We start from the raw sequence: 25625 nt of genomic DNA on the forward strand, positions 1-25625 counted from the left end.
GGGTAGGCTGGCACCCATCGCCGGTCACACCGGTCCCCCCCCTCGTTATCCGGAGCCCACCCCGATGAAGCTGCGCACCCTCACGCTCGGCCTGTCCACCGTCCTGCTCGCTGCCTGTGGCGGCGGCAGTGAACAGGCACAGGACGGCAAGGTCCTGAATGTCTACAACTACAGCGACTATATCGCCGAGTCGACCATTCCGGACTTCGAGAAGCAGACCGGCATCAAGGTCACCTACGATGTCTTCGACAGCGACGAAATGGTGGAAACCAAGCTGCTGGCCGGCAACAGCGGTTACGACGTGGTGGTGCCCACGCTGAACTTCTTCGGGCGGCAGATCCAGGCCGGCGTGTTCCTGCCGCTGGACAAGACGAAGATCCCCAACCTCGCCAAGCTCGACCCGAAGGTGATGGAGCGCATCGCCGGGCAGGATCCAGGCAACAAGTTCGGCGTGCCGTACATGGTCGGCACCACGGGCATCGGCTACAACGTGGAGATGGTCAAGGCGCGCTTTGGTGGCAGCGCGGAGATCGCCAACAGCTGGGACCTGGTGTTCAAGCCGGAAAACATCGCCAAGATGAAGGACTGCGGCGTGACCCTGCTCGATACGCCGGCGGACATGATCCCGGTGGCCCTGCATTACCTCCGGCTCGATCCGCACAGCAACAACCCGGCCGACCTGCAGAAGGCCGCGGAGCTGCTCAAGTCCATCCGCCCGTACGTGCAGAACTTCCACTCTTCGCAGTATGTCGGCTCGCTCGCCAACGGCGGGACCTGCCTGGTGGTGGGCTGGTCGGGTGACATCATCCAGGCCCGTGATCGTGCCGAGGAGGCCGGCAACGGTGTCCAGGTGGCCTATTCCATCCCGCGCGAGGGCGCGCCGCAGTGGTTCGACATGCTGGCCATTCCCAAGGATGCCAAGCACCCGGAGCAGGCCTACGCGTTCATCAATTACCTGCTGGAACCGAAGGTGGCGGCCGCCAATACCAACTTCATCCACTACGCCAACCCGGTGAGCGAGGCCACGCCGCTGGTGGACGAAGCGATCCGCAATGACCCGACGATCTATCCGCCGGCGGACGTGGCCGAAAAGATGTTCACCTATTCGATCAACAGCCCGGAGACCGACAAGCTCTATACCCGGCTCTGGACCGAGATCAAGACCGGTCGTTGATCCACGGCATGCGGCGGTGACTCTGTTGCCGCCGCGTGTACGGCGTGTTTTCACTCCGTCTGCGCGCGGCGTGCCCTACCTTGGCGTATGGCACCTGAAACCGCCGCGACCCGACGATGACCGACCCCAAGCAATGCACCGACGAAACCCCCGGATCGACCCGCGAGCCGGGTACGGACAACGGCCCCGGCCGGGACGATGAAAAGGGCAGCGAGGCGAAGAAGCCCTCGCCGCTGAAGAATCCCAAGGTGCGCTGGACGCTGACAATCATCGGCGTAGCGGTGCTGGTGATCCTGATCGCGTGGCTGGTCTACCACCTGCTGGTGGGGCGCTACCTGCAGGACACCAACAACGCCTATCTGCAGGCCGATGCGGTGGCCGTGGCGCCGCGCATCAACGGGTATGTGACCGAGGTGCTGGTGCAGGACAACCAGTGGGTCAAGGCCGGCGAGCCGCTGCTGCGCATCGATCCACGCACCTACCGCGCCACGCTGGACCAGGCCGAAGCGGTGATCGCCGTGCGCGAGGCCGACATCGCCGCTGCGCGCGCGGGCGTGCAGGGGCAGCAGTCGAGCCTGGTGCAGGCCCGCAGTCAACTTGCCGCGGCCACCGCCTCGCTGCGTTTCGCGCGCGCTGAAGTGGCGCGCTTCACGCCTTTGGCGGCCAGCGGCGCCGACACCCATGAACATGTGGAGAGTCTGCGCCACGAACTTGAACGTGCCCAGGCCCAGTACGAGGCGGCCAAGGCACAGATCGAGGGAGCGCAGAGCCAGATCGAGGCGAGCCAGGCACAGCTCGAACAGGCGCAGGCCGGACTGAAGCAGGCCCAGGCCGATGCCACGCAGGCCGGCGTGGCGTTCGAGGATACCGAGCTGCGCGCACGCATCGACGGCCGCGTGGGCAACAAGACCGTGCAGGTGGGCCAGTTCATCGCCGCCGGCACGCGCACCATGACCATCGTGCCGGTGTCGGCGCTGTACCTGAGCGCCAATTTCAAGGAGACCCAGGTCGGGCTGATGCGGCCCGGACAGCCGGCGGAGATCAAGGTGGATGCGCTGCCGGGCACCACCCTGCAGGGCGTGGTGGAAAGCATTTCGCCAGGTACCGGATCCCAGTTCGCCCTGTTGCCGCCGCAGAACGCCACCGGCAATTTCACCAAGGTCGTGCAGCGGGTCCCGGTGCGCATCCGCGTGGAGGCCGGACCGGAGGCACGCAACGTGCTGGTGCCGGGCATGTCGGTGGATGTCACCGTCGATACCCGCAGCGCCAAGCAGGCGCGTGACCGCACCAAGGACGAAGCCAAGGCCGCAGCGGCGCGATGAACGACCGTCCGGCCGCACCCGCTGCCGCAAAGGCCGACGCCAGTGCCTGGCTGGCGGTGGCGGCAGGCACCATCGGTTCGTTCATGGCGACGCTGGACATCTCCATCGTCAATGCCGCGTTGCCCACCATCCAGGGCGAGGTCGGCGCCAGTGGCACCGAGGGAACATGGATCTCCACGGCGTTCCTGGTCTCGGAGATCGTGATGATTCCGCTCACCGGGTGGTTCGTGCGCACGCTGGGCCTGCGCACGTTCCTGTTGATCTGCGCCACCTTGTTCACCGCGTTTTCGGTGCTGTGCGGGTTCGCCGAAACGCTGCCGATGATGATCGCCGGCCGCATCGGCCAAGGCTTTGCCGGCGGCGCGCTGATCCCCACCGCGCTGACCATCGTCGGCACGCGGCTGCCTCCGCAGCAGCAGCCGCTGGGCACGGCGCTGTTCGGCATGACGGTCATCCTCGGTCCGGTGATCGGGCCACTGCTGGGTGGCTGGCTGACCGAGAATGTCAGTTGGCACTATGCGTTCTTCATCAACGTGCCCATCTGTGCTGGTCTGGTCGGCCTGCTCCTGCTCGGCCTGCCGCATGAAACGTCGGACTGGGGCGGCCTGCTGCGCGCGGACTGGCTGGGCATCGTCGGCATGACCGCCGGCCTGTCGGCGCTGACCGTCGTGCTGGAGGACGGCCAGCGCGAGCGCTGGTTCGAATCCAGCCTGATCATCATCCTGAGCCTGGTGTCGCTGGTGGGTTTTGCGCTGCTGGCGCTTTCGCAGTTCACCAGCCGCGACCCGGTGATCCGCCTGAAGATCCTGTTCCAGCGCAGTTTCGGCGCGGTGTTTGTGATGGTGATGGCGGTGGGCATGATCCTGTTCGGGGTGATGTACATGATCCCGCAGTTCCTGGCGATCATCGCCGGCTACAACACCGAACAGGCCGGCTACGTGCTGCTGCTGGCGGGCCTGCCGACGATCCTGCTGATGCCGCTGATGCCGAAGATGCTGGAGACGGTGGATGTGCGCATCATGGTGTTCGCCGGCATGCTGTGTTTCGCTGCGGCCTGCTTCGTCAACCTCGGGCTGAGTCCGGACAGCGTGGGGCCGCATTTCGTCGTCGGCCAGCTGCTGCAGGGCTGTGGACTGGCGCTGGCGATGATGGCGCTCAACCAGGCCGCCATCACGTCGGTGCCGCGCGAGTTCACCAGCGATGCCTCGGGCCTGTTCAATGCTGCGCGCAACCTGGGCGGCTCGATCGGCCTGGCGATCATCTCGACCTTCCAGGAGCGCCGCACCACGCTGCATGTGGATGCGATCGGCAGCAGCGTGACCGCCAATTCCACCTATGCGCAGGACGCCCTGCAGGCCTACGGCCAGCAGCTCGGTGATCCTGCGCAGGGCATGGCCGTGCTTGCGCAGACCGTGCAGATGCAGGCCATGGTGATGGCCTACAACGACCTGTTCTGGATTTTCGGCGGCATCGTGGTGCTCACGCTGCCGCTGGTATTCCTGCTCAAACCCCTGCCCAAGGGCGTCCCGCTGGCGATGCACTGATGAAGCCGAATCGAACTGCTGTTTCCTGTTTTCCGCGCTGGCCGTTGCCGGCGGCGCTGCCGCTGCTGCTGGCCGGGTGCATGCTCGGCCCGGACTACGTGCGTCCCGACGTGGCGCAGGAGGCGACGGCGCAACCCGCCCTGGTGCGTGCAGGCCAGGCGGGCGTCACCCCCGCCGCACCGCCCAGCCAGTGGTGGCGCACGCTCAAGGATCCACTGCTGGATGACCTGGTCGAACAGGCACTGCGCAGCAGTCCCAACCTGCGTGCGGCCCAGGCCCGCGTGCTGGCCTCGCGCGCGCTGCAGCGGCAGCGGAAGGCGGAGCAGCTGCCCAGCGTCGGCGCGGCCGCCGGCTATGTGAATCTGCAGCCACCAGACACGCTGGGCGACAGCGTGCGCGAGCTGGGCGAGGGCATCGCCGGTGCGGCCGAGGCCAACGGCCGTCCGCAGGAAGCCGCGCAGCTGCGCCAGCAGTTCGCCGATGTGGACCTGGACACCGAGCTGTACGTGGCCGCGTTCGATGCAAGCTGGGAGCTGGACCTGTTCGGGCGGCGCCGCCGCGCGTCCGAGCAGGCCGCCGCGGAGGCCGAAGCAGATGCCGCCGCGCTGGCAGACGCGCAGGTACAGCTGGCCGCCGAGTTGACCCAGGTGTATCTCGGTTACCGCAGCGCCCAGCAGCGCATCGCCCTGGCCGAGGACAATCTGCGCGCAGCGGATCAGGCGCTGCAGCTGACCCGTCAGCGGCGCGCGCGCGGGGCCGATTCAGAGCTGCAGGTCGAGCGTGCGCAGGCGCAGCTGCAACAGCAGCGTGCCGCACTTCCACCGCTCCAGGCGCAGGCCGATGAAGCCCGCGATGTGCTGGCGCTGATGGTCGGGCGCGAGCCCGGTGCGCTGGATGCGCGCCTGCAGTCCATGCAGCCGCTGCCTGCGCTGCCGCAGGTGGTCGCCGTGGACGATGCCGCCGCCGTGATCCGCCGCCGCCCGGACGTGCGCAAGGCCGAACGCGAGCTCGCGGCCTCCTCGGCGCAGATCGGCCAGGCCCTGTCCGCCTACTTTCCCCAGGTGACGCTGTTCGGCAGCATCGGCGCTGGCGCCGGCTCGCTTTCGGATCTGGGACGTGATTCGGCGGCCACCATCGTGGCGCCCTTCCTGCGCTGGTCGATCTTTGATTTCGGGGTCAACAAGGCGCGCGTGGCGCAGGCCAGGGCGGGCAACGAGGCACGGCTGGCGGCCTATGAGGGCACGGTGCTGGCCGCGCTGCAGGACGCCAATACGGCGTTGTCGCGTTTCGGCGCGGCGCGCCATCAGGTCCAGGCGGCCGCCGAAGCGCAGGCTTCGGCCGAGCGGGCGGCAACGTTGATGGCGCAGCGGCGCCAGGCGGGGGCCGCCTCGCAGATCGACCTGCTGGATGTGCAGCGCCAGCGGCTGCAGGCGCAGGACGCCGCCGCGCAGGCACAACTGCAGCTGCTGGTACGGTATGTCGGCCTGCACAAGAGCCTCGGCCTGGGCTGGCAGGACGCCCCCGAGATCCAGTAGCGCCGGCCTCCGGGCCGGCAGGGCGTACCGCGACCGGCCCCGTCATATCGCCGTGGCGCCCCGGCCTCTACAATGACGGTTGCTGACCACCGCCCGTGCCCGGAGCCGCCCGATGCCCGTTGAAGTCCTGCCGGAAGCCCCTGTCGCCGCACCCTCGACCGACCCCGCCGGCTACCTGTCCATCCGCGAGCTGCGCAAGGAGTTCGATGGCTTCGTTGCCGTGGACGATGTGAGCCTGGACGTGCAGAAGGGCGAAATCTTCGCGCTGCTCGGGGGCTCGGGCAGCGGCAAATCGACCCTGCTGCGCTGCCTTGGCGGGTTCGAAGCGCCGACCCGGGGCAGCATCGTGCTCGACGGCCAGCGCCTGGACGCGCTGCCGCCCTACAAGCGCCCGGTCAACATGATGTTCCAATCCTATGCGCTGTTCCCGCACATGAGCGTGGAGCAGAACATCGCCTTCGGACTCAAGCAGGACGGCCTGGCCGGCGATGCCATCCGCCGCCGTGTCGGGGAGATGCTCGACCTGGTGCATATGACGCACCTGGCCAAGCGTCGCCCGCACCAGCTCTCCGGTGGCCAGCAGCAGCGCGTGGCGCTGGCCCGGTCACTGGCCAAAGGTCCGAAGCTGCTGCTGCTGGATGAGCCGATGGGCGCACTGGACAAGAAACTGCGCTCGCAGATGCAGCTCGAACTGGTCAACATCATCGAAACCTCCGGCGTGACCTGCGTGATGGTCACCCATGACCAGGAGGAGGCGATGACCATGGCCACGCGCGTGGCGGTCATGGATGCCGGCTGGATCCAGCAGGTCGGCAAGCCGGAGGACGTCTATGAGCAGCCGGCCAACCGCTTCGTGGCCAGCTTCATCGGCTCGGTGAACTGCTTCGAGGGGGTGATCGACGAGGATCTTCCGGAGTACGTCACCGTGCGCACGCCGGCGTTCCCGGCCCCGATCTACATCGGCCACGGCATCACCTGCTACGAGGGCCAACCGGTCGCCTTCGCGGTGCGTCCGGAAAAGATCATGATCGGCAAGGACGAGCCCGAAGCGCCCACCAACAAGGCGCAGGGGGTGATCGAGGATATCGCCTACTTCGGCAGCCACTCGGTCTATCACGTGCGCCTGCCCAGCGGCGCCACGATCATGGCCAACTTCGCCAATTCGCAGCGCTGGGCCAGCGACGCGCTGACCTGGGGCGACACGGTGTGGGTGCATTGGCGCGACAATGATGGCGTGGTGCTCACCTCATGAAGGCCGCAGCGTCCAAGCGCGGCTGGCCGGGCCTGCGCAGCCTGGTGGTGGGCGTTCCCTACCTGTGGCTGCTGCTGTTCTTCGCGGTGCCGTTCGTGATCATCCTGATGATCTCCTTCGCGCATACCCAGGTCGGTTCGCCTCCGTATACCTGGCTGCTGCAGTACGAACAGGGCGCTTTCTCGCTCCGGCTCAACCTCGAGAACTACCTGCAGCTGGTGCGGGACCCACAGTACCTGTTGGCCTACGCCAGCTCGTTCAAGATCGCCGCCATTTCCACCCTGCTGACGTTGGTGATCGGCTACCCGATGGCCTATGCCATCGCGAAGATGGCGCCGTCCACGCGCAACATCATGATGATGCTGGTCGTGCTGCCGTCGTGGACCTCCTTCCTGATCCGCGTGTACGCGTGGATCGGCATACTGGACCGTAACGGTCTGCTCAACCAGCTCCTGCTGAAGGTCGGCCTGATCGACCAGCCGCTGCAGATCCTGTATACCCCCGTCGCGGCCTACATCGGCATCGTGTACTGCTATCTGCCCTTCATGGTGCTGCCGCTGTACGCCAACCTGGTCAAGCATGACAACCGCCTGCTGGAGGCTGCTTACGATCTCGGCGCCAAGCCCTGGCAGGCGTTCGTGCGCATCACGCTGCCGCTGTCCAGGGCGGGCGTCATCGCCGGCTGCATGCTGGTGATGATCCCGGCGGTGGGCGAGTTCGTGATTCCGGAAATGCTTGGCGGTCCGGACACGCTGATGATCGGGCGGGTGCTCTGGGGCGAGTTCTTCAACAACCGCAACTGGCCGGTGGCCTCGGCCGTGGCCGTGGTGATGCTGCTGTTGCTGCTGTTGCCGATCGTGCTGTTCAACCGTTCGCAGCAGCGCGTACTGGAAGGGAAGGGGGCATGAGCACGATGCGCGGTTACCGCTGGCTGGGCTGGGGGGCACTGGCACTGGGCTTTGCCTTTCTCTACCTGCCGATCCTGCTGCTCATGCTGTTCTCGTTCAACAGCTCGCGGCTGGCCACGGTATGGGCCGGTTTCTCCACCCGCTGGTATGGCGAACTGTTCAACGACCGTTCGTTGATGGATGCGCTGTGGATGAGCCTGAGGGTTGCGTTCTGGACCGCCTGCGCCTCCACCGTGCTGGGCACCATGGCGGCGATGGTCATGACCCGCTTCGGCCGCTTCCGCGGCAAGTCTCCGTTCGGTGCGCTCATCACCGCGCCGCTGGTCATGCCGGATGTCATCCTAGGGTTCGCGCTGATGACGCTGCTGGTGGCGATGGGCAGCATCCCGGGGTTCCCGGCGCGCGGTGCCACGGCGATCTGGATCGCGCATGTGACCTTCACCCTGTCCTTCGTCACCGTGGTGCTGTCCTCGCGGCTGCAGGAACTGGACGGTTCCCTGGAAGAGGCGGCAATGGACCTTGGCGCCACCCGCCTGACGGTGTTCCTGAAGATCACCCTGCCGATCATCGCTCCTGCGCTGATGGCCGGCTGGCTGCTGGCGTTCACGCTGTCGCTGGACGACGTGGTGATCGCCAGCTTCGTGGCCGGTCCCAGCTCCACCACCCTGCCGATGAAGGTGTTCGCGTCGGTGCGGATGGGCATCAGCCCCAAGATCAATGCCTTGGCCACGCTGATGGTCAGTGCCGTGGCGGTGGCCGCCGTGGTGGGCTGGTCGATCACCTCGCGCGCGGAGAAACGACGGCAGCGCGACCGTCAACTGGCCCGGCAGGAAGCCGGCTGACGTGACTGGCCCCGGGGCACGGTGGACCCGTGCGGCGGCCCGCAGCCACGTGCGGCTCACGATCCCGGGCGCAGAATGAGGGTCTGACTGAAGGAGACCCCCATGACCATCGAAATCATCAATCCGGCCACCGGTGACGTGACGTATCGTCACGAACTGCTCGACGGTCCAGGCATCGAGACGCGGCTCAAGGCCGCGGCGGATGCCTTCCCTGCCTGGTCGCGCAGCTCGCTGCAGGAGCGTGGGCGGGTCCTGCGCCAGGTGGCCGCCTCACTGCGCGAGCACCGCGATGCACTGCAGCGGGCGATGACCACCGAGATGGGCAAGCTCAAGACCGAAGCCGTGGCCGAGGTCGAAAAGTGTGCGGAGGTCTGCGAGTACTACGCCGATCACGCCGCCGATTACCTGCAAGCGCAGCCCATCGAAACCGAGGCACGGAAAAGCTACGTCCGCTTCGAACCGATCGGCTGCATTTTCGCGGTGATGCCCTGGAACTTCCCGATCTGGCAGGTCTTCCGCTTCCTGGCCCCCACCTTCATGGCCGGTAACGTGGCCCTGCTCAAGCACGCGAGCAACGTGCCGCAGTGCGCCGATCTGATCCGCACGGTGGTGCGGGGCGGCGGCGTGCCCGAGGGGGTATTCGACGTGCTGCACATCGACAACGATCAGGCCGCAGACGTGCTGCGCGATCGCCGGGTCAAGGCGGTCACGCTCACCGGCAGCGAACGTGCCGGGCGTTCGATCGCGTCCAACGCGGGCGAGCAGCTGAAGAAATGCGTGATGGAGCTTGGCGGCAGCGATGCGTTCGTGGTGCTGGATGACGCGGATCTGGACAAGACCGTGGAGGCGGCGGTGAGATCGCGCTTCGACAACAGTGGCCAGACCTGCATCGCGGCCAAGCGGTTCATCGTGGTGGACGCGATCGCCGATGCCTTCACCGAGCGGTTCGTCGAAGCTGCCGCGCAGCGCCGCTATGGGGACCCGTCCGATGAAGCGACCACGCTGGCGCCGATGGCACGGGCGGACCTGCGTGACGAGCTGCACAAACAGGTGCAGGACAGTGTCGCCAAGGGCGCCCGCGTCCTGACCGGTGGTGTGCCGGTGGAAGGGACCTACGCCGGTTATCCGGCCACCGTACTGGACCACGTCGCGCCGGGCATGCCCGCCTACGACGAGGAACTGTTCGGGCCGGTGGCGTCGGTGATCCGCGTGCGTGACGAAGCCGAGGCCCTGCGCGTGGCCAACGATACCCGTTTCGGCCTGGGCGGCAGCGTGTGGACCGGCGATGCGGCGCGCGGTGAAGCGTTCGCCCAGCAGATGGAGTGCGGCGCGGCCTTCGTCAATGCCATTGTCAAGAGCGATGCGCGGCTGCCCTTCGGCGGCAGCAAGGACTCCGGCTTCGGCCGCGAGCTGGCCGAACACGGTATCCATGAGTTCATGAACATCAAGACGATCTACGTGGCCTGAGCAGGCCGGGCGCAGCGGCGCCGGGCCGTGGCCTGGCGCCCGCGCACCGGCGGTCTACAGCCAGCGCACGCGCTTGAACAGCCGGTACAGGCCGACGCAGACCGCCGCCACGCCCACGATCATCAGCGGGTAGGACCACGGCTTGTCCAGCTCGGGCATGTGCGTGAAGTTCATGCCATACCAGCTGGTGATCAGCGTAGGCGCCGCCAGCAGGGCGGCCCAGGCGCCCAGGCGCTTGACCGTCTCGCCCTGCGCCAGCGTGACCAGCGACAGGTTCACGCTCAGCGCGGTACCCAGCATTTCCCGCAGCGTATCGATGACATCGCTGATGCGCACGGCATGGTCATGCACGTCCCGGACATAGAGCTTCACCTCGTCCGGGATCAGGCCGGTTTCGGCCGGATGGCGGCGCAGCTGCGACAGCACGTCCTGCAAGGGCGCCACCACCATGCGCATCTTGTTGAGCTCACGCTTGAGTTCGTACAGGTGCACCACGGTGCTGCGCTTGTAGCTGTCGGAGAAGATGTCCTGCTCGAGCAGGTCCAGGCCATCGCGGAAGCCGTTGGTGATGGGCAGGTAATTGTCCACCACGAAGTCCATCACTGCGTAGAGGCAGTACGAAGGCCCCATCTTCAGCAGGTGGGGTTCGCGCTCCACGCGGGCGCGCACCGGCGCATACGAGAGCGAGGCACCATGCCGCACGGTCACCAGGAAGCGCGGGCCCAGGAAGGCGTGCGTCTCGCCGTACTGGATGCGCTCGTCCACGCGCTGGGCGGTGGTGACCACCACGAACAGCGAGTTGCCGTAGGTTTCGGCCTTGGGCCGCTGATGGGCATTGCGGGCATCTTCGATCGCCAGGTCATGCAGCCCGAATTCTTCCTGCAGTTTCAGCAGCACCGCGTCGGCGGGATCGTACAGCCCCACCCACACGAAGCCGTTGCCGCTGGCGATGACCTCGCTGATGGCATCGAGTTCGATGTCGTGGCGTTTTCCCTGGTCGTCGTAATGGACACAGTTGATGACGCAGTCGGGGTTGCCGGGAAGCGGCGCGGGGCCTGCCGGCTCCAGCGGCGGACGGATCTGTGGATCGGGTGCTGACATGTCCGCCATCGTGCGTCAGCGCACCGTCGGCGACAAGATGGATCGGCGTCCCAGCACCCACGCCAACGCCGCATGGACCGGCAGCAGCAGTACGATCCACTGCACGTTGTACTGCGGCTGCAGGCTCAGCCAGTGCACCACCAGGCCGAGCAGGGAGCTGGCCGCCACCAGCCACAGCGTGAGGCGGAACAGGCGCCCCGGCGTGCGGCGGCGGAGCAGGGCGATGGCCCCCGGCAGCAGCAGCACGCATAGCGGCGAGACCTGCAGCAGGTTGCGGTTGCCCCACGCGGCGTAGTGGTCGCTGAAGCCCCAGAGGAACACCAGCAGGCTGCCGGCCACGGTGGCCCCCACCCACAGCGGAAGCGCCAGTGCGGCCAGCAGGCGCGGCCGGCGGCGAGCGCCCAGGATACCGGCGCCCAGCACGAGCCCGACCAGCAGCCACGGCCACCAGTGGCGCGCGGTCTCGGCCGGTTCCGGCTCGATGCGGTGCGGCAGCAGCTGCTGCTCGCGCTGTACCAGCGGACGACCCTCGCTGTTGCGGACCTGGCGCAGGGCGTCGGCCAGGCGCATCGGGACGAAGGCTTCCTGCCAGCGCGACAGCGGCTGGTCGGCGAAGGGGCCCAGGCCCAGGTCGAAGCCCAGCCACATCCAGAGGGCCGGCGAGGCCAGCCGCACCGATTCACTGCGGTAGGTGTTGCCGCGCGAGCGACCGGAGAGCTGGGCGTGGAGGCCGCCGCCCATGGCCTTGTCCAGCGTGTCGCGCACCATCGTGGCGCAGTTGGCGGTGTAGTAGTCGTACCGGTAGCGCGCGTTCTCGGGACGGGCGCGCTCGGCCAGGTCGTTGGCGAGGGCCTGCGCCTGGGCGGGCGCCAGGTCCAGCCACTGGATGCTCGCGCCCCGGCCCACGTCGTCGTAGTAGGAAAGATCCTGCTGCAGCGGCAGCGCCATCAGGTAATACATCATCTCGCCGCGGGCGAAGCGGCTGATGAAGTCCGGCTCGCCCGGATCGAAGTAACCGAAGTTGTAGGAGATGGCCTCACCGCTGGGGTCGACCACGACCAGGGCGTCGTGGCCAAACCGCTCGAAGAACACCGTGCCGGGCTGCATGGTGAGCACGCCCACGCGCGGCGCACTGCCCGTGGCCTGCGCGGGGTCCTGCGGTGCAGGCGTCTGGGCACGCACGGGAAGCCCAAGGACAAGCAGGGCCGTCAGCAGCAGGCCTGCCAGGTACCTGCGCAGCCAGCGCGCAGGCCCGGCGTCGATCCGGTCGTTCAAACGGTTTCCTGCTCGTCGGGTGGCAGCACGGTGACGTGGAACGCCTGCACGCGGCGCGCATCGGCCCGCGCAACGCGGAACATGAAGCGGTCCAGGGCCAGCTCGTCGCCGATCTCCGGCAGGTGGCCGATGGCCTCGGTGACCAGGCCGCCGATGGTGTCGTAATCGTCGTCCGGGAACGTCGCGCCGAAGCGCTCGTTGAAGTCTTCGATCGCCGTCAGCGCATCGACCACGTAGCGGCCGTCGGCCTGGATCGCGATCCCGGCCGCGGGATCTTCGGCCTCGTCATGCTCGTCGTCGATCTCCCCGACGATCTGTTCCAGCACGTCCTCGATCGTCACCAGCCCGGCCACGCCGCCGTATTCGTCCACCACGATGGCCATGTGGTTGCGCGAGAGCCGGAACTCCTTCAGCAGCACGTTGAGCTTCTTCGCTTCCGGAATCAGCACCGCCGGGCGCAGCAGTTCGCGCACCGTGCCGGGACCGTTGTCGGCCACGACACCGCGCAGCAGGTCCTTGGCCAGCAGGATGCCGAGCACGTCATCCTTGTTTTCGCCGTGCACCGGGAAGCGCGAGTGACCCGATTCGACCACCTGCTGCATCAGATCGACGAAGGGCGCCTCGACCGGCAGCGACACCATCTGCGAGCGCGAAATCATCACATCGCCCACAGTGAGCTCGGCGACCGAGATCGCCCCTTCCATCATCTTCAGCGTATCGGCGGCGATCAGCCCTTCTTCTTCTGCGGTACGCAGGACGGCCACGAGCTCGTCGCGGGTATGCGGCTCACCGGAAAACGCAGCCGTGAGGCGTTCAAGCCAGCTGCGCTTCTTCTCATTCTGCTCCGTGAGGGAGCTTGTACTGTCGTCTTCTGACATCTCTGCGGGAAAGGCACCCGGAACCCGGGCGTTGCCGCAAGTCTAGCAGGATGTTCCGCGCGCCCGCAGGACCGTTCATCCCGCGTCAGGGCACACCCGCGGCAGGCGCCGGCGCGGCGCCCTGGTCCGTCTCCGCAGGCAGGTCCAGGCTGTAGGTACAGCCGGCCAGGGTCTTGCCCGGGTGCGATTGCACCGTGGACAGGCTGAGGATGATCGATTCGATCTGCGCCTCGCCGGTGACCGGATCGGTCACGTCACGGCTGACCAGCTCCCGGCCGGCCATGAACTTGTCCGGCTGGTCCACCGCCGCGTCCAGCTTCAGCGTGGCAGCCAGGGGACGCGGATCGGGAAGATCCAGCACGGCCATGATGCTGGCCCCGGCGACCGCGATCTGCTCGGCCGGCTGGCCGAACACGGTGAGCGTGCGGGCCGGACGGTATTCGGTCATGAACGGGTTGGCCTGCGGCAGCGGCTGCAGGCCGTGGGCCACGGCGTCCAGCGGGGTCGCCAGCGCGGCGGCCAGCGCGGCGTGGTCGGCCACGCTGCCACGGCACTCGATCAACGCCGGCAGGTCGATGCTTCCGCGCGCCAGCACTGCATCCATCGGCAGCATCAGGGCGAGGGCGGTCAGCAGGAGCGGGCGGGAGGTGGTCATCGGGGCGGCGGGCAATCGGCAGGAAGCGCCGATCATAGCGCGGGCCGCCCGTGGCGGCGGGCGTCCAGCCCGCGCAGGGGAACACCCCCGGCGGCGCAGGGGTGCGCTGTTGCGTGATCGTCCAGGCGTCTGCGCAGCCGCCCGGGTCCTGCCGTCAGCGCTCGCCGGCGTAGGGATCTTCGATACCGAGTTCGGCGAGGATTTCGCGCTCGAGCTGCTCCATCGCGTCGGCCTCCTTGTCGTCCTCGTGATCCCACCCAAGCAGGTGCAGCACACCGTGCACGGTCAGGTGCGCGTAATGCGCGTTGAGGGCCTTGTGCTGATCGGCCGCCTCCTGCGCCACGACCGGGGCGCAGATCACCAGGTCGCCAAGCAGCGGAAATTTCACCCCCTTGGGCAGGCCTTCCGGCACGTCGGCGGGAAAGCTCAGCACGTTGGTGGCGTAGTCCTTGCCCCGGTAATGCCGGTTCAGCGACTGCCCTTCCTTGGCATCGACCAGGCGGATCGCCAGGTCAGCCTCGCGGATGCGGCCCTTGAGCGCGGCCGCCACCCAGCGGCGGAAGCTGACCGCCGACGGCAGCCCGGTGCGGGGCAGGGCGTAGCTGACAGCAACATCAAGACGGATGGGGCCTTTGGTCATGTGCGGTGGTCCGGCATTGCAGGTGGCAAGGTTCACGAAAGCACAGGCGCTACCGGCCCCGTCATTCGGCGCCCGGCTTGACCTGCTGCAGATCGCGACGATCGTACGCGTTGACGATCCGCGCCACCAGCGGGTGACGCACCACGTCGCGGGCTTCGAAGAAGCTGAAGCTTACGCCTTCCACGCCCCGCAGCACGTCGATGGCGTCGCGCAGGCCGGATTTCACGTGCTTGGGCAGGTCGGTCTGGGTGAGGTCGCCGGTGACCACCGCCGTGGAGCCGAAGCCCAGGCGGGTCAGGAACATCTTCATCTGCTCCACGGTGGTGTTCTGCGCCTCGTCGAGGATCACGAAGGCATCGTTGAGCGTGCGTCCGCGCATGTAGGCCAGCGGCGCGATTTCAATGACGTTCTTTTCCAGCAGCTTGATCACCTTCTCCACGCCCAGCATCTCGTACAGGGCGTCGTACAGCGGCCGCAGGTAGGGGTCGACTTTCTGGCTCAGGTCGCCGGGCAGGAAGCCGAGTTTCTCACCTGCTTCGACCGCCGGCCGCACCAGGATCAGCCGCTGCACGCGTGATTCGTTCAGGGCCTCCACAGCGCTGGCCACGGCCAGGAAGGTCTTGCCGGTGCCGGCCGGCCCGATGCCGAAATTGATGTCATGGGTGGTGATCTGGTGCAGGTAGCGGGCCTGGTTGGCACCGCGTCCGCGCACGGTGCCGCGCTTGACCTTGATCGCCACATCCTGGGCTTGATAGGCGCGTTCGGCGATCTGCTCCACGTTCGCTTCATTCAGGCGCAGGTGGATGCCCTGCGTGTCGAAGGTGGTTTCCGCCGCCTCCTCGTACAGCGCCTCGATGACCTTCTGCGCTTCCGCCGCCGCCTCGGCCGGCCCGCTGATGCGGAACACGTGGCCGCGGTTGGCGATCTCCACCCCGAGCTTCAACTCGATCTGGCGCAGGTGGCCGTCGAACGGGCCCGAGAGATTGGCCAGCCGCTCGTTGTCTTCCGGGGAAAGGGCGAAATCACGGTGTTCGATGGTCTTCATTTATCCGTTGCCGCTGCAGTTGTTTCCACACAGGGTGGGGGTAGGCCCGCGATGAACTTGTGGATAAGCCGCGATGAGGCTTGTGCGGCAGGCTGTGCTGAGGCGTGGCGAAAAATGTGCCACGTTTCAGTCCGCCACGATACGCCCGCGCAGCGAGTTCGCGTAGGCCTCGGTGATCAACACATCGACGAACTGCCCGACCAGCCGCGGCGGCGCGGCGAAGTTCACCGTGCGCATGTTCTCGGTCTTGCCGCTCAGTTCGTTCGGGTCCTTGCGCGAAGGGCCTTCCACCAGGACCGACTGCACGGTACCCACCATCGCGGCGGAAATTTCCGCGGCATGCTGGTTGATGCGCGCCTGCAGGCGTGACAGGCGCGCGTGCTTCTCGGCATCGGTGAGGGTGTCCTGCAGGTCCGCCGCCGGTGTGCCCGGGCGGCGCGAATAGATGAAGGAGAAACTCTGGTCGAAACCGATGTCCTCGATCAGCTTCATCGTCTTTTCGAAATCAGCCTCTGTCTCACCGGGGAAGCCGACGATGAAATCGGAACTGATCGAGATGTCCGGCCGCACGGCGCGCAGCTTGCGGATCTTCGATTTGAACTCCAGCGCCGTGTAGCCGCGCTTCATCGCGCTCAGCACGCGGTCGCTGCCGGCCTGCACCGGCAGGTGCAGGAAGTTCGCCAGCTGTGGCACATCGCGGAAGGCATCCACCAGCGAATCGCTGAACTCCAGCGGATGCGAGGTGGTGAAGCGGATCCGCCCGACGCCGTCGATCTCGGCGATGGTGCGGATCAGCAGGCCGAGGTCGGCGTACTGCAGGTCGTCGGGCTCACCGTACGGCCCACGGTACGCATTGACATTCTGTCCCAGCAGGTTGATCTCGCGCACGCCCTGCGCGGCCAGCGTCGCCACCTCCACCACCACGTCCTCGAACGGGCGGCTCACCTCCGTGCCGCGCGTATAGGGCACCACGCAGAACGAGCAGTATTTGGAGCAGCCTTCCATGATCGAGACGAAGGCCGAGGGCCCCTCGGCACGCGGTTCGGGCAGGCGGTCGAACTTCTCGATCTCCGGGAAGCTGATGTCCACCTGGGGGCGGTTCTGCGCGCGCCGTGCGCGGATCAGCTCCGGCAGCCGGTGCAGGGTCTGCGGCCCGAACACCAGGTCGACATACGGCGCGCGCTTGATGATGGCCTCGCCCTCCTGCGAAGCCACGCAGCCGCCCACACCGATGATCACCTCGCGCCCCCTGTTCTTCAGCGCCTTCCAGGTGCCGAGCTGGCTGAACACCTTCTCCTGCGCCTTTTCGCGGATGGAACAGGTGTTGACCAGGATGACATCGGCCTCTTCGGGATTGCCGGTCAGTTCGAGGCCATCGCTGGCGGCCAGCACGTCCGCCATCTTGGCCGAGTCGTACTCGTTCATCTGGCAACCGTGGGTCTTGATGTACAGCTTGCCGCGCACCGTCTCCGGCTTGCGCGGGCCCACGGGCAGGGGAATCAGCGGAGCATCGCCTGCGGCGATGGGGGTGACGACGTCTGGCGTCCCGGTCATGGCGATCATTCCAGGCGGGTGGCGGGAAAGCCGGCAAGTCTACCTGCTCCGTCCCGCGCCCGCCCGCGCGGGCGCCTTCAGCCCATCAGCGCCGCATCGATCGCGCGTGCCCGCGCCACGGCGGGGTGGGCGGCCATGCGCGCGATGTAGGCCGCCGTTGCCGGGCCCGGCTGTACCAGGTTGAACGCCGTCAGCCAGCCCAGCGCACTGCCCCACAGGAAATCCACCGCGCTCAGCCGTGCGCCCAGCACGTAGTCGCCCTGGGCCAGCTGCGCCTCCATGGTCTGCAGCACGGTGGCCGCATCCACGTACGGCGACATGCCGCGCGGCGCGGGTTCGCGCTTCATCGCCAGATCGATCATCGCCGGCTCGAAGCAGGCGCCATGGAAGGCCAGCCAGCGCAGGAACGGCCCGCGCGCCGGATCCCCGATCGCCGGCACCAGGCCGGCTTCGGGGTAGAGCTCAGCCAGGTACTGGTACAGCGCGACCTGCTCGGTCACCAGCACCCCCTGGTGCAGCACCGCCGGCACCTTGCCCATGGGATTGAGGGCGAGATAGCCCGGCGCCAGGTTGTCGCCCGCCTTCAGGTCCAGCACCTCCAGCCGGTAGTCCGCGCCAAGGGCTTCAAGCAGGGCCAGTACGCCGGCCGAGCGGGACGGGGCGGCATGGAAAAGGATCAGTGGCGTTGCGCTCATGGCGGCGGTATCGGTTTGAATGGGCGGCCATCGTGACGCACTATTGCGGACATCTTCTGTCCTTGATGAGCGCGCCATGGCCAGCCCCGCGAAACGCCTGCTGCGCTTGATTTCCCTGCTGCAGGCGCGCGGACACTGGTCCGGCGCGGCGCTGTCCGAGCGGCTGGGCGTGGACCGCCGCAGCATCCGCCGCGATATCGAGCGGCTGCGCGAGCTGGGCTATCCGGTACAGGCCTCGGCCGGGGTCGGGGGCGGGTACCGTCTTGGCGGGGGCGCGCCGGTGCTGCCGCTGCTGCTGGATGAAGACGAAGCGACCACGATCGCGCTGTCGCTGCGGGCGGCCACGGCCAGCGTGGGTGGCATGGAAGACACCGCGCGACGGGTGCTGTCCAAGCTCGCGCCGCTGGTGCCGGTGCGGCGCAGGCACGAGGCCGGCGACCTCCATGCGGCGACCTCCACCCTCTCAGAGGTGCCTGCGGTCGACATGGCCCTGCTGGGGCGCCTGGCCCATGCGTGCCGGACCCGAGCTCGGCTTGCCTTCGACTACCGCAGCCACGACGGTGCGCTGACCCATCGGCGGGTCGAGGCCCAGCACCTGGTGACGTACTTGCGGCGGTGGTACCTGCTGGCCTGGGACTGCGAGCGGCAGGACTGGCGCACCCTGCGCGTGGACCGTCTGACGGGGCTGGAGGAGGAGGCGGCACACGGGGTGCAGCGGCGCACGCCGCAGCCGCCGGCGGCGATGGTCCGGCATGCTGTCAGCCGCGCACCGTTCGAGCTGCAGGCTGACGTCACCCTGCAGGGCAGCGCCGCCGTGATCGCGCCGCAGTTGCCGCCGTGGTGCGGGGTCCTGCGTGAGGACGGGCCCGGGCAGTGCGTGCTGCAGATGGGCGCTGACAGCGCCGCCATGCTGGCCGGTCAGATCCTCAGCCTCGGCCGCCCTGTGATCGCCATCGCCACCACGCCGCCAGGCCTTGCGCGCGCGCTGCAGGACGCCCTGACGCAGGTGCTGGAGGTGCTGGCGCCCCCGCCGGAGCCGGACCGCGCGTGAAGCCCTTGGCAAGGCGCGGTGAAGCTGGGACACTCGCCGCCATGAAGGGGATTGTGGGGACGACGGCGATCATCATCGCTGCGCTGACGGCCGTGCCCGCCAGCGCCGGCACGCTGTACAAGTGCGTCGGCAGCGATGACGTCACCAGTTACGTCAGCAAACGCATCGCCGGTGCTCGCTGCAGCGCGCTCAGCTACGCGCGCGATGCCGGCCGCCGCCCAATGCCGTCCGTTGCGCCTGCCACGCCCGCGCCCGCCGCTGCTGCCGTTGCGGCCCGCGCGCCGCGCCAGGGGGCGCCTGGCGAATCGCCGGCGTCTACGGCCGTCGCCGCAGGGCAGCCGCTGGCGCCGCCGGCCGCCGCGCCTGCATCATCAGGCGTAACGCCAGCCGCGCCCGCTGCCTCGCGCGCCGGTCGCGTGGTCAGCGGCCAGGTCTACGCGTACATGCAGGACGGCGTGCGCCATTACACCAGTGCCAAGCCGACCCAGGTGGCCAGCCTGGGCACCGTGCGAACGATCCGCTACAGCTTCATCGAACGCTGCTTCGCCTGCGGCGCACGGCCGGGCGTCAACTTCGGCTCGGTGCGTCTGAACACCACGGCCTACCAGAGCGAGATCACCGCCGCCGCGCGCGAATTCGGCGTCGAGGAGGCCATCGTGCGGGCGATCATCCATGCCGAATCCGCCTTCAATCCCACGGCGCTCAGCCGTGCCGGCGCGCAGGGACTGATGCAGCTGATGCCGCCCACCGCCGCACGCTTTGGTGTGGCCGATTCCTACGATGCAACGCAGAACATCCGCGGCGGTGTGCAGTACCTGTCCTGGCTGTTGAAGCGGTTCAACGGTGACCTGACGCTCGCCGCTGCCGGTTACAACGCCGGCGAAGGTGCAGTGGCGCGCCACGGCGGGGTGCCGCCCTACAGTGAAACGCGCTATTACGTGCAGCGGGTCGGGCAACTGGCGGACCGGTACCGGGGTGCGCTGGCCGGCAACCACTAGCGTCCTCCGGCAGGGCATGGAAGCGCCGCGCGTGGAGGCCGATCACCTGCGCGATGCCCATTGCATTGACCGGTGCGGAGGTTCAGCTACACTCGCCGTGGAATCATCGCCGCCTGGCCCCCACCAGACGGTTGGCAGCCTAGAAGCTACCTGATCAATATCGGAGTGCCGGATGGCCAACGATGGGGTGTACGAGCCAGTCAACCAGGGACGTCGACGATTCCTGTCCGCCACCACGGCCGTCATCGGCGCAGTGGGTGCCGGCTTCGTCGCTGTTCCTTTCATCAAGTCATGGAATCCCAGTGCACGGGCGAAGCTGGCCGGCGCGCCGGTCGTGGCCGACATCAGTGCGCTGCAGGAAGGCCAGCGGCTGACCCTGGAGTGGCGCGGCCAGCCGATCTGGATCGTCAAGCGGTCCAAGGCGGTGCTGGAGGCCTTGCCCAGCCTCGATGGGCGCCTGAAGGACCCCGGCTCAGAGGTCGCTGACCAGCAGCCGGCCTACGTGCTGCAGAAGAATCCCGAACTGCGATCGATCAAACCGGATGTGTCCGTGCTGGTCGGCCTGTGCACGCACCTGGGCTGCTCGCCGGAAATGGTCGCCGAGATCCGCCCGGAGCCTTACGACGCGGAGTGGAAGGGCGGCTATTTCTGCCCGTGCCACAAATCGCGCTTCGACATGTCCGGGCGCGTGTTCAACGATGTGCCCGCGCCGACCAACCTGCTGGTGCCGCCGCACCACTACCAGGATGACACCACGCTGGTCATCGGCGTCGATCCGGAGGGAGCCGCCTGATGGCCAACATCCTCGCCCGCACCGCCGGCGGCATCGCCGAGTGGGTCAACGCCCGTGCTCCCGGGCTGATGCCGGTCTATCGCAAGCACGTCACCGAGTATTACGCGCCGAAGAACTTCAACTTCTGGTACTACTTCGGCTCGCTGGCGATGCTGATCCTGGTCAACCAGATCGTCACCGGCATCTTCCTGACGATGCACTACAAGACCAGCGCAGCCGAAGCGTTCGCCTCGGTCGAATACATCATGCGCGACGTGGAGTGGGGCTGGCTGATCCGCTACATGCACTCCACCGGCGCGTCGCTGTTCTTCATCGTGGTGTACCTGCACATGTTCCGCGGCCTGCTCTACGGCAGTTACCAGAAGCCGCGCGAACTGGTCTGGATCCTCGGCATGCTGATCTACCTGGTGCTGATGGCCGAAGCCTTCATGGGCTACGTGCTGCCCTGGGGGCAGATGTCGTTCTGGGGCGCGAAAGTGATCATCTCGCTGTTTGGCGCGATCCCGGTGATCGGCAACGGCCTGACCGAATGGATCATGGGCGATTACCTGCCCAGTGACGCCACGCTCAACCGGTTCTTCGCGCTGCACGTGATCGCGCTGCCGCTGGTGCTGCTGCTGCTGGTGGTGCTGCACCTGGGGGCACTGCACGAAGTGGGCTCCAACAATCCCGACGGCGTGGAGATCAAGAAGGGTCCGAAGGGCAACCGCTGGTCGGCGCACGCACCCGCCGACGGCATTCCCTTCCATCCGTATTACACGCTCAAGGACGCAGTCGGGGCAGGGTTCCTGCTGGTCATTGCCGCGTTCATCATCTTCTTCGCGCCGGCCTTCGGCGGGCAGTTCCTGGAACACGACAACTTCACCGAAGCCAATCGACTGGTCACCCCGGAGCACATCAAGCCGGTCTGGTACTACACCCCGTACTACGCGATGCTGCGCGTGGTGCCGGACAAGCTGGGCGGCGTGCTGGTGATGTTCTCGGCCATCGCGATCCTGTTCCTCGTACCGTGGCTGGACCGTTCGAAGGTGCGCTCGGTGCGGTACCGCGGTCCGTTGACCAAAGTGATGCTGGGCGTGCTGGTGGTGTGCTTCATCTGGCTCGGCGTGATCGGTTCGGGCCCGGGTACGGCCGTCTGGGAGACCTGGGTGGGCCGGGTGCTGACCTTCCTGTACTTCGCGTTCTTCATCACCATGCCCATATGGACGCGGCTGGACAGGACCAAGCCGGTTCCGGAGCGGGTGACGACCCATGACTGAGCGCTCGATGATGCGATGGATGCTGACGGCGGCGCTGCTGCTTGCAAGTGCCGTGGCCGGTGCGGCGGAAGGCTCGGCCAAGCTGCTGCAGGCGGGCAATGACCTCAATGATCGGGCGTCGCTGCAGCGTGGCGCCGCGCTGTACATGAACTATTGCTCCAGCTGCCACGCGCTGAAATACCTGCGTTATTCGCGCATGGGCGAAGATCTTGGCCTGACCGAGGAAGAGGTGATGACCCACCTCAACTTCACCGGCGTTCCCATCGGCGATCCGGTACCGGTGACGCTGGCCGCGGCGGACGCGGAGAAATGGTTCGGCAAGATGCCGCCGGATCTGAGCCTGATCTCGCGCGTGCGCGGGCCGGACTGGATCTACACCTATCTGAAATCGTTCTACCTGGACACCAGCCGCCCGCTCGGCTGGAACAACGCGCTGTTCCCCAATGCCTCCATGCCCAACCCGCTGTGGCAGATGCAGGGTCTGCAGCATGCCGTGCACGGCAAGGCCGAGGCGGCGGGACTGGACGCGCCGGTGATCGGCCTGGAAGTGCGCACGCCGGGCAACGTGGACCCGGGCCAATACGATCAGGCAGTGCGCGACATCACCAACTTCCTGGCCTACGCCGGTGAGCCCGCCGCGCTGAAACGCCAGAAGCTCGGCGTCTGGGTGGTGCTGTTCCTGGCGTTGCTGACCTTCCTCACCTGGCTGTTGAAGAAGGAATACTGGCGGGACGTGCATTGAACGGAGGCGGGGTGCGGGGCCGGCCGGGGGGCGGCAGGCAGGTGGGGTCAGGCGACATCGGATGACGTTGTGAGTGCTTGACCTATTGGCTTTTGTGACGACCGGTTGCACACTCAGTGGGGAGTCGACTGTCGGAAACGGTCCGGCAGCGCCGAGGCGGCAGGCAGCCCTGTCGTTGGAGAGTCTTTGATGGGGGCCAGCATCCGCATGCGTAACACCCTGACGCTGTTTTCTTCTAACGACGATGTGCTGTGCCACCGGGTCCGCCTGGTGCTTGCAGCCAAAGGCGTGACCTACGACTACGTCGCCGTGGATCCCCAGAATCCACCCGAAGATCTGATCGATCTCAACCCTTACCATTCCGTGCCGACGCTGGTGGAGCGTGACCTGGTGCTCTATGCCGCTTCGGTGGTCAGCGAGTATCTGGACGAACGCTACCCGCATCCGCCGCTGATGCCGGTTGACCCCCTCTCGCGCGCGCGCATCCGCCTGGCCATGCTGCGCATCGAGCACGACTGGGTGCCGCAGGTGCAGGCCATCCAGCTGGGCAACAAGACGCAGGCCGAAGCGGGCCGCAAGCGCCTCAAGGAACTGCTCACCGCCTCGGTGCCCCTGTTCAAGGCCAGCCGGTTCTTCCTCAATGCGGAGATGAGCCTGGCAGACTGCGCCATGGCCCCGATCATCTGGCGGCTCGACGCGCTGGATGTGCCGCTGCCGAAGGATGGCAAGTCGATCGAGGATTACGGCAACCGCATCTTCCGCCATCCGGGTTTCATCCGCAGCCTCACCGATCAGGAACGCAAGCTGCGCGATCTGCCCGGTTGACCGCACGCGGTAACCGGCTGGAAGCCGAATCGCCCCATCGCGCCCGTCGCGCTCACCTGCTGCGGACGCGTACACTTCCCGAATGACTGAAGAACTCTTCCACATGACCAGCCACCGTCCGTACCTGCTGCGTGCGTTGGTGGAATGGATCAACGACAACGGACTGACGCCGCATCTGCTCGTGGATGCAGGGGTGGCAGGCGTGCAGGTACCGTCCACCGCCGTCAAGGATGGCCGGGTGGTGCTCAACATCGCCGAGCGCGCCGTGATGCACCTGCTGCTGGACAACGAGGCGGTGAGTTTCTCTGCGCGCTTCTCCGGCGTGAGCCATGCAGTGAAAGTGCCGATCAGCGCGGTGCTGGCGGTCTATGCACGCGAGACGGGACAGGGCATGGCGCTGCCGGATGACATCCCCGGCAGCGAGCCGCCGCCGGAAGACGATCTGCCCCCTGACGATACGCCGTCACCGCCGGAGGATGCGCCGCCGCGTCCGGCCGGCCGTCCGCAGCTGCGCGTGGTCAAGTAACGCGCCGCGCCCCGGGGTGTACCGGCCATGGGCCGGTGCGTCCTGATACCGCCACGCGGTTCAGACGTCCTCGGCGTCCTCGACGTCGGGCCTGATCCGGCTGATCCGGGCTGCGCCCGGTCCGCTGAAGGAAATGAGCTGGTCCCCGCGCAGCACCATGCGGCCGACGTGGCGGTCCAGTCCGTCGTAGGAGTACTCGAACTTGAAGGTGCGCTCGAAACAGAGCTTGCCATCGTCGCCGCGCACGATGCGCAGGGCGATGGCGTGCACGCTCTGGTCCAGCCATTGCACGTCAGCGGCGGCGCAGGCATTGCGTCCCAGTGCCCCGGCGCGCTCGGCGGCGGCACGCGAGGCGTTCCAGAAGGCATAGCCGAGGGCGCCGGCGATCATCAGCAGGATCAGGGTGGGCATGGGCGGCGCGCGAGCAGGAGGGAACGCACAAGATGGCGGTGCCGTCCGCACAGTTCAAGCCGCATCGAACACGAACGCGCCACGCCGCGCCCGGCAATCTGCCTCCACCGCCCTACAGCGATGACGCCGGAACCGGGGCCGGTGCGGCGGCCGTGGCAGTGAGCTTCAGCAGCGCTGCCCAGTCCTGCCGGTTGAAACTGCATTCCTCCTCGCGCCCGGGCGTGCAGGTCGAGGCCACGCCATCGGCCTCGCCGGTGCGCGGTGGCGGCAGGGTGATGCGCCCGCTGCGATCCAGCGGCAGCAGTCGCATGGCCACGGTGTTCATCACGTTGCCGCCGATCAGGTACAGCGTCTGGTCGCCGCCCATGTTCGCTGACACCACGATCTCGCAGTGCGACTTCCAGTGACCGACCGATCCGGAGGCCAGCGCCTGCACCAGGCCGGCGTGGCTGAGTGACTCGCGGCGGTCGCGCAGGAAGCACAGCATGTCACCGGGCGCAGGCTTTTCACTGGCCGGATCAGCCAGGCGGTACGGGCCGTTGCCGGCGTCGGTGTAGGCGCGGCGGATGTAGTCGATATGCCGTGGCGAGGCGTTGAAGCCCGGCACGCCGGCACGCACCATCACCCAGGAGATGAAGGCGGCCGACCACGGATGGTCGATCAGGAAGGCGCGGCAGTCACTCTCGGTATACCGCGAGCCCAGCGGAGCGATGCAGCTGCTGGCCCCCGGCTGGCTGCCGAGCGCGCTCAAGGTGCCGCTTTCGCGCCAGTAGCCGGCCACGCGCTGCCAGGCGATCAGGCCATGGTCGGCGAGGTTCTCGTTCTCTGCTTCGGTGACCGACAGGCTTGCCGCACGTCCGTCGCGATCGATGAAGGGGCGGAACCAGAGGCGGTGTTCGTTGCAGGCGGTGCGGCTGATGGTCACCGCAAGCGGGCTTAGCCCGAACCGTGGTGGCACATCGCAGGCTTCTGCGGTGACCTGCGCGGAGGCGGCGAATGGCAGTGCCTGCGCGGCAAGCAGGCAGGTCAGGGAAAGGAGCAGGCGCATGCGGCGATCCGACAGGGGGTGGGCGGAGCGTGGCAACGCGACCGTGAACGTGCGGTAGAGCCGGCGGGGACAGTCACCGGGCGTC

Annotated in this window: 24 protein-coding genes and 1 pseudogene; 15 read left to right on the forward strand and 10 right to left on the reverse strand. The window is 67.4% G+C overall.

Annotation, left to right across the window (positions count from 1 at the left end; all coding sequences use genetic code 11):
* Positions 1-64: 64 nt before the first annotated feature.
* From FHY09_RS09835 to FHY09_RS09870, 8 genes are all read left to right on the forward strand, one after another.
* The gene (locus FHY09_RS09835) at positions 65-1174 is read left to right on the forward strand and encodes a polyamine ABC transporter substrate-binding protein (RefSeq protein ID WP_166926694.1); all 1110 of its coding nucleotides are present in this window, start codon (positions 65-67) and stop codon (positions 1172-1174) included.
* A 116-nt stretch (positions 1175-1290) separates the two neighbouring features.
* Positions 1291-2496, forward strand: a complete 1206-nt coding sequence (locus FHY09_RS09840; protein ID WP_166926696.1) for an HlyD family secretion protein — start codon at positions 1291-1293, stop codon at positions 2494-2496.
* Positions 2493-4040 (forward strand): DHA2 family efflux MFS transporter permease subunit, encoded by a 1548-nt coding sequence (locus tag FHY09_RS09845; RefSeq protein ID WP_166926698.1) that lies wholly within the window; start codon positions 2493-2495, stop codon positions 4038-4040. The genes FHY09_RS09840 and FHY09_RS09845 overlap by 4 nt, the downstream gene beginning before the upstream one ends.
* Entirely contained in the window at positions 4040-5575 is a 1536-nt protein-coding gene (locus tag FHY09_RS09850) for an efflux transporter outer membrane subunit (protein ID WP_166926700.1), read from the forward strand. Before FHY09_RS09845 ends, FHY09_RS09850 begins: the two co-directional genes overlap by 1 nt.
* A gap of 112 nt (positions 5576-5687) precedes the next feature.
* Positions 5688-6827, forward strand: a complete 1140-nt coding sequence (locus tag FHY09_RS09855) for a polyamine ABC transporter ATP-binding protein (RefSeq protein WP_166926702.1) — start codon at positions 5688-5690, stop codon at positions 6825-6827.
* Positions 6824-7735, forward strand: coding sequence for an ABC transporter permease subunit (locus tag FHY09_RS09860; protein ID WP_166926704.1), 912 nt, complete (start codon positions 6824-6826; stop codon positions 7733-7735). The genes FHY09_RS09855 and FHY09_RS09860 overlap by 4 nt, the downstream gene beginning before the upstream one ends.
* Positions 7732-8577 carry an ABC transporter permease subunit gene (locus FHY09_RS09865; RefSeq protein WP_166926706.1) on the forward strand — a complete coding sequence of 282 codons (846 nt, stop codon included), beginning with the start codon at positions 7732-7734 and terminating at the stop codon, positions 8575-8577. Before FHY09_RS09860 ends, FHY09_RS09865 begins: the two co-directional genes overlap by 4 nt.
* Positions 8578-8679: 102 nt before the next feature.
* Entirely contained in the window at positions 8680-10044 is a 1365-nt protein-coding gene (locus tag FHY09_RS09870) for an NAD-dependent succinate-semialdehyde dehydrogenase (protein ID WP_166926708.1), read from the forward strand.
* Positions 10045-10098: 54 nt separating this feature from the next.
* Here FHY09_RS09870 and FHY09_RS09875 read toward each other — a convergent pair whose 3' ends face one another.
* From FHY09_RS09875 to FHY09_RS09910, 8 genes are all read right to left on the reverse strand, one after another.
* Complete coding sequence (locus FHY09_RS09875; RefSeq protein WP_166926710.1) at positions 10099-11145, reverse strand: magnesium and cobalt transport protein CorA; 1047 nt, start codon at positions 11143-11145, stop codon at positions 10099-10101.
* A gap of 15 nt (positions 11146-11160) precedes the next feature.
* Entirely contained in the window at positions 11161-12363 is a 1203-nt protein-coding gene (locus tag FHY09_RS09880) for a lipoprotein N-acyltransferase Lnb domain-containing protein (RefSeq protein WP_456362788.1), read from the reverse strand.
* Positions 12364-12416: 53 nt separating this feature from the next.
* Complete coding sequence (locus tag FHY09_RS09885; protein WP_166926712.1) at positions 12417-13298, reverse strand: transporter associated domain-containing protein; 882 nt, start codon at positions 13296-13298, stop codon at positions 12417-12419.
* An 85-nt stretch (positions 13299-13383) separates the two neighbouring features.
* Complete coding sequence (locus tag FHY09_RS09890) at positions 13384-13953, reverse strand: hypothetical protein (protein ID WP_456362770.1); 570 nt, start codon at positions 13951-13953, stop codon at positions 13384-13386.
* 154 nt (positions 13954-14107) lie between these two features.
* A complete protein-coding gene (ybeY, locus tag FHY09_RS09895; RefSeq protein ID WP_166926714.1) occupies positions 14108-14593 on the reverse strand; it encodes an rRNA maturation RNase YbeY in 486 nt (161 codons plus the stop codon).
* Positions 14594-14654: 61 nt separating this feature from the next.
* A complete protein-coding gene (locus tag FHY09_RS09900) occupies positions 14655-15638 on the reverse strand; it encodes a PhoH family protein (protein ID WP_166926717.1) in 984 nt (327 codons plus the stop codon).
* A gap of 126 nt (positions 15639-15764) precedes the next feature.
* On the reverse strand, positions 15765-17192 hold the full coding sequence (gene miaB / locus FHY09_RS09905; protein WP_166926719.1) for a tRNA (N6-isopentenyl adenosine(37)-C2)-methylthiotransferase MiaB: 1428 nt from the start codon (positions 17190-17192) through the stop codon (positions 15765-15767).
* A 77-nt stretch (positions 17193-17269) separates the two neighbouring features.
* Complete coding sequence (locus tag FHY09_RS09910; RefSeq protein ID WP_166926720.1) at positions 17270-17887, reverse strand: glutathione S-transferase family protein; 618 nt, start codon at positions 17885-17887, stop codon at positions 17270-17272.
* Positions 17888-17963: 76 nt separating this feature from the next.
* Between FHY09_RS09910 and FHY09_RS09915 the strand changes: the two genes are divergently transcribed.
* The 7 genes from FHY09_RS09915 to FHY09_RS09945 all read left to right on the forward strand — a co-directional run bounded on the left by FHY09_RS09915 (position 17964) and on the right by FHY09_RS09945 (position 24081).
* Positions 17964-18938, forward strand: coding sequence for a WYL domain-containing transcriptional regulator (locus FHY09_RS09915; protein ID WP_166926721.1), 975 nt, complete (start codon positions 17964-17966; stop codon positions 18936-18938).
* 41 nt (positions 18939-18979) lie between these two features.
* Positions 18980-19936, forward strand: a complete 957-nt coding sequence (locus FHY09_RS09920; RefSeq protein WP_166926722.1) for a lytic transglycosylase domain-containing protein — start codon at positions 18980-18982, stop codon at positions 19934-19936.
* A gap of 172 nt (positions 19937-20108) precedes the next feature.
* Positions 20109-20729, forward strand: coding sequence for a ubiquinol-cytochrome c reductase iron-sulfur subunit (petA, locus tag FHY09_RS09925; protein WP_166926723.1), 621 nt, complete (start codon positions 20109-20111; stop codon positions 20727-20729).
* Positions 20729-21988 (forward strand): cytochrome b, encoded by a 1260-nt coding sequence (locus FHY09_RS09930; RefSeq protein WP_166926724.1) that lies wholly within the window; start codon positions 20729-20731, stop codon positions 21986-21988. Before petA ends, FHY09_RS09930 begins: the two co-directional genes overlap by 1 nt.
* Positions 21981-22730 (forward strand): cytochrome c1, encoded by a 750-nt coding sequence (locus tag FHY09_RS09935; RefSeq protein WP_166926725.1) that lies wholly within the window; start codon positions 21981-21983, stop codon positions 22728-22730. Before FHY09_RS09930 ends, FHY09_RS09935 begins: the two co-directional genes overlap by 8 nt.
* 189 nt (positions 22731-22919) lie before the next feature.
* Positions 22920-23555, forward strand: coding sequence for a glutathione S-transferase N-terminal domain-containing protein (locus FHY09_RS09940; protein WP_166926726.1), 636 nt, complete (start codon positions 22920-22922; stop codon positions 23553-23555).
* An 82-nt stretch (positions 23556-23637) separates the two neighbouring features.
* Positions 23638-24081 (forward strand): ClpXP protease specificity-enhancing factor, encoded by a 444-nt coding sequence (locus tag FHY09_RS09945; protein WP_166926727.1) that lies wholly within the window; start codon positions 23638-23640, stop codon positions 24079-24081.
* A gap of 60 nt (positions 24082-24141) precedes the next feature.
* Here FHY09_RS09945 and FHY09_RS09950 read toward each other — a convergent pair whose 3' ends face one another.
* On the reverse strand, positions 24142-24492 hold the full coding sequence (locus FHY09_RS09950; RefSeq protein WP_166926728.1) for a DUF3301 domain-containing protein: 351 nt from the start codon (positions 24490-24492) through the stop codon (positions 24142-24144).
* A 115-nt stretch (positions 24493-24607) separates the two neighbouring features.
* A pseudogene (locus FHY09_RS09955) lies at positions 24608-25540 on the reverse strand (DUF2272 domain-containing protein); the annotation flags it as partial.
* Positions 25541-25625 lie beyond the last annotated feature (85 nt).

The organism is Xanthomonas sp. 60 (assembly GCF_011761925.1).